At 36.5% G+C, this 7,207-nt stretch carries 8 protein-coding genes and 1 pseudogene; 2 read left to right on the top strand and 7 right to left on the bottom strand.

Going from position 1 to position 7,207, the window contains the following annotated elements; genetic code table 11:
- The 4 genes and pseudogenes from FD29_RS10670 to FD29_RS10655 form a co-directional block, all read right to left on the bottom strand.
- Window positions 1–476, bottom strand: a pseudogene (locus tag FD29_RS10670) (hypothetical protein); the annotation flags it as partial.
- A 226-nt stretch (window positions 477–702) separates the two neighbouring features.
- Complete coding sequence (locus tag FD29_RS10665; RefSeq protein ID WP_057888898.1) at window positions 703–1,863, bottom strand: MDR family MFS transporter; 1,161 nt, start codon at window positions 1,861–1,863, stop codon at window positions 703–705.
- A gap of 117 nt (window positions 1,864–1,980) precedes the next feature.
- Entirely contained in the window at window positions 1,981–2,748 is a 768-nt protein-coding gene (locus tag FD29_RS10660) for a hypothetical protein (protein ID WP_057888897.1), read from the bottom strand.
- A gap of 204 nt (window positions 2,749–2,952) precedes the next feature.
- Window positions 2,953–3,591, bottom strand: a complete 639-nt coding sequence (locus FD29_RS10655; protein WP_162253426.1) for a GNAT family N-acetyltransferase — start codon at window positions 3,589–3,591, stop codon at window positions 2,953–2,955.
- A 314-nt stretch (window positions 3,592–3,905) separates the two neighbouring features.
- Here FD29_RS10655 and FD29_RS10650 point away from each other — a divergent pair, with 314 nt between their 5' ends.
- Together FD29_RS10650 and FD29_RS10645 are read left to right on the top strand one after the other, a co-directional pair.
- Window positions 3,906–5,087 carry an MFS transporter gene (locus FD29_RS10650; protein ID WP_057888895.1) on the top strand — a complete coding sequence of 394 codons (1,182 nt, stop codon included), beginning with the start codon at window positions 3,906–3,908 and terminating at the stop codon, window positions 5,085–5,087.
- Window positions 5,088–5,113: 26 nt separating this feature from the next.
- Window positions 5,114–5,419 carry a hypothetical protein gene (locus FD29_RS10645; protein ID WP_057888894.1) on the top strand — a complete coding sequence of 102 codons (306 nt, stop codon included), beginning with the start codon at window positions 5,114–5,116 and terminating at the stop codon, window positions 5,417–5,419.
- 146 nt (window positions 5,420–5,565) lie between these two features.
- On the opposite strand, the gene FD29_RS10640 is transcribed toward FD29_RS10645, so the two are convergent.
- The 3 genes from FD29_RS10640 to FD29_RS10630 all read right to left on the bottom strand — a co-directional run bounded on the left by FD29_RS10640 (window position 5,566) and on the right by FD29_RS10630 (window position 7,062).
- Entirely contained in the window at window positions 5,566–6,219 is a 654-nt protein-coding gene (locus tag FD29_RS10640; protein ID WP_371862718.1) for a DeoR/GlpR family DNA-binding transcription regulator, read from the bottom strand.
- A 73-nt stretch (window positions 6,220–6,292) separates the two neighbouring features.
- Window positions 6,293–6,598, bottom strand: a complete 306-nt coding sequence (locus tag FD29_RS10635; RefSeq protein ID WP_057888893.1) for an IS3 family transposase — start codon at window positions 6,596–6,598, stop codon at window positions 6,293–6,295.
- Entirely contained in the window at window positions 6,589–7,062 is a 474-nt protein-coding gene (locus FD29_RS10630; protein WP_057888892.1) for a helix-turn-helix domain-containing protein, read from the bottom strand. Before FD29_RS10630 ends, FD29_RS10635 begins: the two co-directional genes overlap by 10 nt.
- Between the last annotated feature and the right edge of the window lie 145 nt (window positions 7,063–7,207).

The raw sequence follows: 7,207 nt of genomic DNA, 5'->3' as shown, positions 1-7,207 counted from the left end.
TACGGCTCACAGTGGACTTTCGCCACCAAGTTAGCGCCCATGCCGGGCGCACTACTCAAAACACCCAACAAGACAAAGATGATTCTTGTCCATGGTTTGAAACGTAATAATTCTTTACCAAAATATTTTTCTAATAATATACATCCTGCAATAATGAATATTAAAAGTACGACAACTTCAATGATCATTTTGACTGTGATCATCGATAGCAATTCTTTCATATTCGATAAGAACAGCAAATCATTTGGTAAGATTGGTTCTGTCCGATATTGAACTTTTAACATATCAGCGATTGCATAGATAGCAAAGAAAACATAAAAAACCGCTGTTGAATAGAAGAAACGGTTGATCAATCCATAAAGTGCCAAATAGATCAAAGTGAGTACTAAGACTGTTAACAAATACGGCCCAAGATAACTTTTAAAAACAATATCTGCACTGAACGCAAACGACTTAGTCTGGGCATAATCCAACATATATCCCACAAAGAAAGCCGATAGAACAATAAATACAAACTGTAACCAGTGTACTGGTTTAAATCTTTTACCTATCATTACACCCTTAATTAATAATTTTTACATACCTTTATATACTACCGCATTCAGAAATCAATGAAATAATCTTTTAAAATTAATTTGATACAAATTATTAATTGTGCAACTTGTACTTCTCTTTTCTATAAAATTCCAGACTAAACAATTTTTATTCGTTGATCTCAACTAATTCTTTACGTCCACGTTTCAGCAACAATAGTGAAAGTACCAAAACCACAATTGCCGCAATATACATGACATTATACGAACTGTGTTCGATCAACATCCCCCCGAGCATTGGTCCAATCGCTCTGGCAAAAGTTGAGGACATACTTAACAAACTTTGATAGCGACCGGCTTCAGATTTAGGTGTTGCCTCGCTGACCATAGCCGGGATTCCTGGATAAACTAGCATCTCGCCGAGGGTCAACACTACCATCCCCAAAGCAAATACCAAATACGACTTAGCTCCAATCAAAGATGCAAAAGCGGTGATAAAGAAAAATACTCCCAAAGGAATTTGAATCTTTTTAAACCAAGCTTGATTCTCACCCAAATGATTGATCAGTGGCAGAAAAACTACGATCACAATGGCATTGATCGTCCACAATAGACTGTATTTACTGACCAGAATCCCCAATTCTGTCAAATGTGCCGAAATATTACTGCTCCACTGTGAATAAGAAACCCAGGTCATTCCTAAGAACAAGGCAATCAAACCAATTCCTGGTTGTAATTTAGTCCGCTTGATCTTAATTTTGTTATCGCGTTGTTTATGGTCGTTGTTGCGATTGTTGTACCAAAAAATAACCAATATAAAGAACAGACTCAAGAAAATAAAGTTGGCGACAAATACTAACGTCATTTGAATACCAGCGATATATCCGCCCAAAGCCGTCCCAATCGCATTGCCTAAATTAGTCCCTACATAAATAGCATTGAATAATTTATATTTATCGACCTCATCGATCTGAGCCGCAAAGGAATTGATCACCGTAAAAGCACTCCCGACACCAAAACCCAAAATCGGCAACAGAATCGGATACGCTGGCCAACCGTGGTCAAATATCAAACCGACTAAAGCCAACAGCGCAATCGATGTACTAAAGATCACGGTTTTGTGACCACCGATTCGATCAAACATTTTTCCACCGGCATAATTTCCCATAAAAGTCAGTAACGAATTGAAAAACAATACCATTCCGGCAACCGCCAGTGATTTATGCAAGTAATTATGAATAAAAATCGTATTGATCGGCCAAATAAAACTAGCTCCCACCGATTCAAGAAAAGCCCCTAAAATCAATGTCTTGGCAGTAACTTTTTGCACATTGAGACCCCCTAAAAAAGAAGGCGACAAAACTCAGAAGTTGAGTTCTGCCGCACATTTATAATTTCTTTAATCTGATTAAAATTCTATCATTCTAATCAAGCTTGTCAATATAACCTATTTTACAACGGTCAATTCATGTAATGTCTTGCCATCTGGGGCTTTGAGCTGCAACCAGCTATTTGTTCCCGCAAAATATAAGAAAGTTCCAACTTCATTGACGCTTCGCAAAGTTATATCTTCTAATAAAACATCATTTTTGAGCTGCTTTTCGTGTTCTTGACGTAACCTTAAACCAAACTTACCAGCAAAACTTATCAAATCGGCTTTAGTCAAAGGAACTTTTTCGTTCAATTTAGCTCCAGCTTTGACGACAAATTCATTATTTTTGACCCAATAGACCGTCGCATGGCTACCTTGATAGTCGACCGTGAAAGGTACTTCAGCTAGTGACTTCAAAAATTTATGGCGTGGTTTTTGACGTGACTTCTTAGGAGCTACGAATCTCAAGCCAAAAGCCGCAAGTAGTGGTGAAATTTGGTCCCAATACGTTTGATAAACTTTGAGTGAAGCTTGCGAAATCTTCAACTTATAATCGACTGCCAAATTGTAACCGAATTGATCCATCTCTTTTGTCAAAAAGTAAAAGAAATCCGTGGGAATAATATTTTCAGGCATCCTAATCTCCAAATAACGTGTTGCCCGATCAAAATTATCGACGCTACCCAAACTCATTCCGATGAGCTCTTGATCTTTAATTATAAAAAACGCCGACTCGTCATTGACAATCTCAGGCTTTTCCATATAACAAATAATTTGGCCCTTGTCTCCCAGTTGAATCGTCACTTTATCATCTGAAAAATCTCCTGTAAAACTTGTCGTCATAATTTTACCTTCCATTATTTATCATCTGTAATTAATAGTTCCAGTTTACCATTGTCTGAAAAAAAGCGACTGTAATTATAAATGTTTAAGTTTCCTTAATAAAAACGCCACCCATTAAATATTTTGTTATTCTTAGTGGCGTAGGAATCAGTTGTTTTTATAAAAAAAGAACCGCTCACAGTGTGTGAACGGTTCTTTTTCTGTCTAAATGGCTTTTGATAAAACCCAGTCATTTACATCCCCATGACTCAAGTTAACATGTTTAACTGAGCGCACTGAGAAATTATTCTTTTTATAAAATTTAACATTCTTTTGAGTGTTGGTTTCAAGGATTATATTCCTATAACCAATTTTCTTAACGTAAGGACTGATATGGTTGTTGAGCATCTTACTACCAATACCTTGGCCACGCAATGACTTGTCCACTGCCAAATACTCAACTACGCATTTCTTCTTACCTTTAACTTTGTCAAAAAGATCTTCGAATTTAAAGATATCGAATGCATTGAAACCATTGAATCCGCTCTTGATGATCTCGGGGATCAACTTCAAACCATCCATTGAGAGATAATCCCAATTACTGATCTGTCGGCCTTGATTAAATTCAATTAAAGCAACTGCTCTAGGCGTACCCTTTCCGTCAGCTCCAACATAAACCAAACCTTTTTTCATGAACACATTGACCTCGAGTGCAAAATACTTACGCATTAACTTGTCGAATTTAGCACTAGAACGGAATTCTTGTTGGAACATGTTCTTAGTGGTTATGTATTCCTTAAATGATTCTACTAGTAAATTTATTATCTGGGGTTTATCACTGTTCAACCCGCTTCGAAAATCCAAAATATGACCTCCTTGTTTAGCCATACCTAACATATTAATACCTTATGTACGAAAAGTCCATTGTTAGACCCTACTTATAAAATATTTATATGCCAAACGTAATTTTACTATTAAATAATAATTAAAAAGTTCAGATAAATTATTAGACAATAAATAGGAACCATAGTATGCTTAAATTAATGTGAGATTTCAAGTTCATAAAAGCCGATATCTGGGGCATTTCCCTCAGCATATCGGTTTTCTTATAGTCAACTACTGTCTGATCCACAGATGGTAGTTTTTTTACTTGAAAAATATTGCTTTAGGGGGGAAACATGGGAAAAAATAAAAAATCAATCTATATTCTTGTAATCAGTAACTTTCTGATCTGTTTGGGTATCGGTTTAGTTATTCCGGTTACACCATTTATCAAAAATGAATTCCACTACACGACATCACAAATGGGGGTCATGACTTCCTTGTTTGCCTTTGCCCAATTTATCGCTTCACCGATTGTTGGTAAGATGTCCGATAAAGTTGGCCGTAAACCAGTTATTGTTTTAGGATTGATCGGTTACGCCATTTCAGAATTTATCTTTGCGGTCGCTACTAGCTTGCCAATCTTTAATCTTTCACGGATTATCGGTGGTCTATCAGCTGCGATGGTTGTTCCAACTTCAATGGCCTTAGGTTCTGATTTAACTTCATTAAAAGATCGGGCCAAAGTTATCGGTTGGCTGTCAGCTGCCTTCAGTGGTGGTTTGATCTTAGGACCTGGACTTGGTGGTATTTTAGCCAATATCACTTATAAGACACCATTTTATGTAGCCGGTGTCCTTGGTCTTGTCAGTGCTGTCTTCACTCAAGTATTATTGAAAGAAAATAAAGAAGTTCTTCAAGTCGAAGAGGCTGAAGCCGAGAAGAAAGCTCAAGAACAAGGTTCGATCCGTTCAATTTTAACTTTGCCAATGGTTATGCTATTCGGTATGATCTTAGTTTCATCATTTGGACTTCAAGGCTTTGAAAGTATTTACAGTATTTACGTCAACCAAGTCTTTGATTTCGGTTTGAGTACGATTGCTTTAGTTTTGACGCTTAATGGTATTATTTCGTTGATTCTACAAGTTGCAGCCTTTAATTGGATCATCAATAAAATCGGTGAAATGCGCCTGATCAGTATCGCCTTTTTATTGAGTGCAGTCTGTGTCTTCTGGATCACCCAAGCACATTCACACGTCGAAGTTATCGTTGCTACATTGATCATCTTCTCGTCATTTGACTTGTTAAGACCAGCTATCACAACACTATTGACCAAGTCGAGTCGTTCCAACCAAGGTTTGATCAATGGTATGAATATGTCCTTGACCAGTGTCGGAAATGTTATCGGGCCTTTGATGTCTGGAGCTTTGATGGATATGAATACTCACTATCCATACTTAGTCGTTACTTTTATCTTGGCCGCTTCTTACCTATTAACATTTGTCGTTAGAAGACACCCCATCGCTCAAGCAGAATAAAATCAATTACCTAGAGAGGAGAATCTATGTACGCTAATTTGCGCAATGAAAAAAATAATTCTTATATGACCGTCAAGGTTGGTTTCTCTTGGACCGAAATGTTTTTCGGCTTCTGGACGCCCGTTTTTCGTTCTGATTTTAAATGGGCCGCTGTTTTAGTTCTAGCCGAAATACTTTTTGGCTCATTTACTTGGGGTGGCGGAGCATTTTTAGTAACTGTTATTTTTGCCTTCTTTTACAATCGTCTCTATGTAAGGGATATGATAGCTCAAGGCTACCAACCTGCCGACGACGCTTCCTTAAATATATTAAGAAGTTACCGATACATTTAGAATCAACAAAAGCGAACCGTCTGATTTTTTTAGATGGTTCGCTTTTGTTATAACGAAACTATTCTTTATTAATTACTTTAAAAATCGTACTGTCTCTAAAGTACTTTTTAAATCTAGGATCTAACTCGCTATCCGTGATCAAAACATCAACTTGTTGGCAATTGGTAACAAGTTGATGTTTTTTTCGTCGTAAATTTATAATTCTGCGTCACCAAAACTATTCTTTTGCCACGTTGCACAGCCTTCTTCAAAATCGCTGCATCCGCTTTTTCCATCACGGTTATATCACCTTCATTGGTAATCCTAGATGCACCAATGAATACTCCGTCAAAGATAAAATCGCTTAAATGCGTCAACGTGTCTAGGGAGTATGTATACCGATTGATACGATTGACCGTTCCGCCTAACAATTCTACATTTGGTAACTGATTTTCCATCAAATGTTCCGCATTGTCGATAGCGTGCGTAACGATGGTCGTATCGATATCGCCTAATAAGTCGCATAATTGTAATAATGTCGTAGATGAACCTATAAAATACAATCTGCCTGGATGCACATACGTCGCTGCAATCTTAGCCATTTGAGATTTAACCGGCGAAAGGATTCTTCTCCTATTCAAAAATTCCGGAACATCATTCTCTTTGGCAGCCATGATTCCCCCATGAACTCGGATGGCTTGACCCGTTGACGTCAAGTGTAAAATATCTCGTCTAGCAGTATCAAAGGCCATTTGAAAGTGATCGGCTATTTCCTTAGTTGATAACCAATTACTTGTTTTTAGCTTATCCATAATTTGCATTTCTCTTTTTTCTCTAGGAATCATGTCCAACCATCTCTAATCTTATTAAATAGGTTATTTCTCCAAAAGTCACTCAGGACCTATTACAAATCAAATTATTTTCTTTCATCAAACGCAAAACTCGTTTGTGATTAACTAAAAAGCCCAATCTATGCAATTCTTTAGTAACGCTTCGATACCCATACTTAGGATACTTTTCTTTAATATTATTAATACTCATTAAAATCTTTTGATCACATTGACGCTTAGCACTTTCAAAGTGATTCACGGTTTCATGCTGATAAGTATCATCATCAATTGTCGTGAATGGTAAAATTTCCTGTAGCTTAAAATTATTTTCTTGCCTTAACTCTTGGATAACCTCAGCTTCTAATTCCATATTACTTGCTTTTGAGTTAAGGCTTGTATTTTTTTTAAATATTTATTTTCAATTAATAACGCTCGATTCTCCCGCTTTAATTTTTCTAATTGCACTATTTTTGATTTATTTTCAGGAATACGACTTTGCCTACTGAGTAAAACCTCTGGTCCCAAAAGATTAAACTTCTTTTGCCAGTTGGCTATTGTGCCCGGATTACTGATATCAAATTTTAGGGCCGTTTGGGAATGCGTAGCTTGATTGACTTTTTTCCATTCAAGTACTTTCAGTTTAAATTTGCCATCGTAATCATAACCTGAACTGCGGATTCGCAAACCCTCCAAACCATATTTCTCGTATCGTTCGATCCAATTGATAATACTTGAGCTATTGATCGTATATTTTTTACTCAAATCAGCGATTTTAACGCCCTGCTCATTTTCTTTTACTATTTTTAATTTAAAATCAACACTATATTTAGTCACAATAACCTCCCGAAAATAAATTGACGCTTGAAATAATAGCATTTTTTCATGCCAGATTGTTTCTTTGAAAGTTTTTATAAATATAATCTACGCGTTTTTAAGCATTCAACAATGAATTTAAGTTTAAACGCTTAAAAAAACTGAT

Origin of the sequence: Companilactobacillus mindensis DSM 14500 (assembly GCF_001434275.1) — a bacterium.
Taxonomy (GTDB): domain Bacteria; phylum Bacillota; class Bacilli; order Lactobacillales; family Lactobacillaceae; genus Companilactobacillus; species Companilactobacillus mindensis.
The sequence above is the reverse complement of the archived record's forward strand: the minus strand, read 5'-3'. Positions and strand labels throughout refer to the sequence as shown.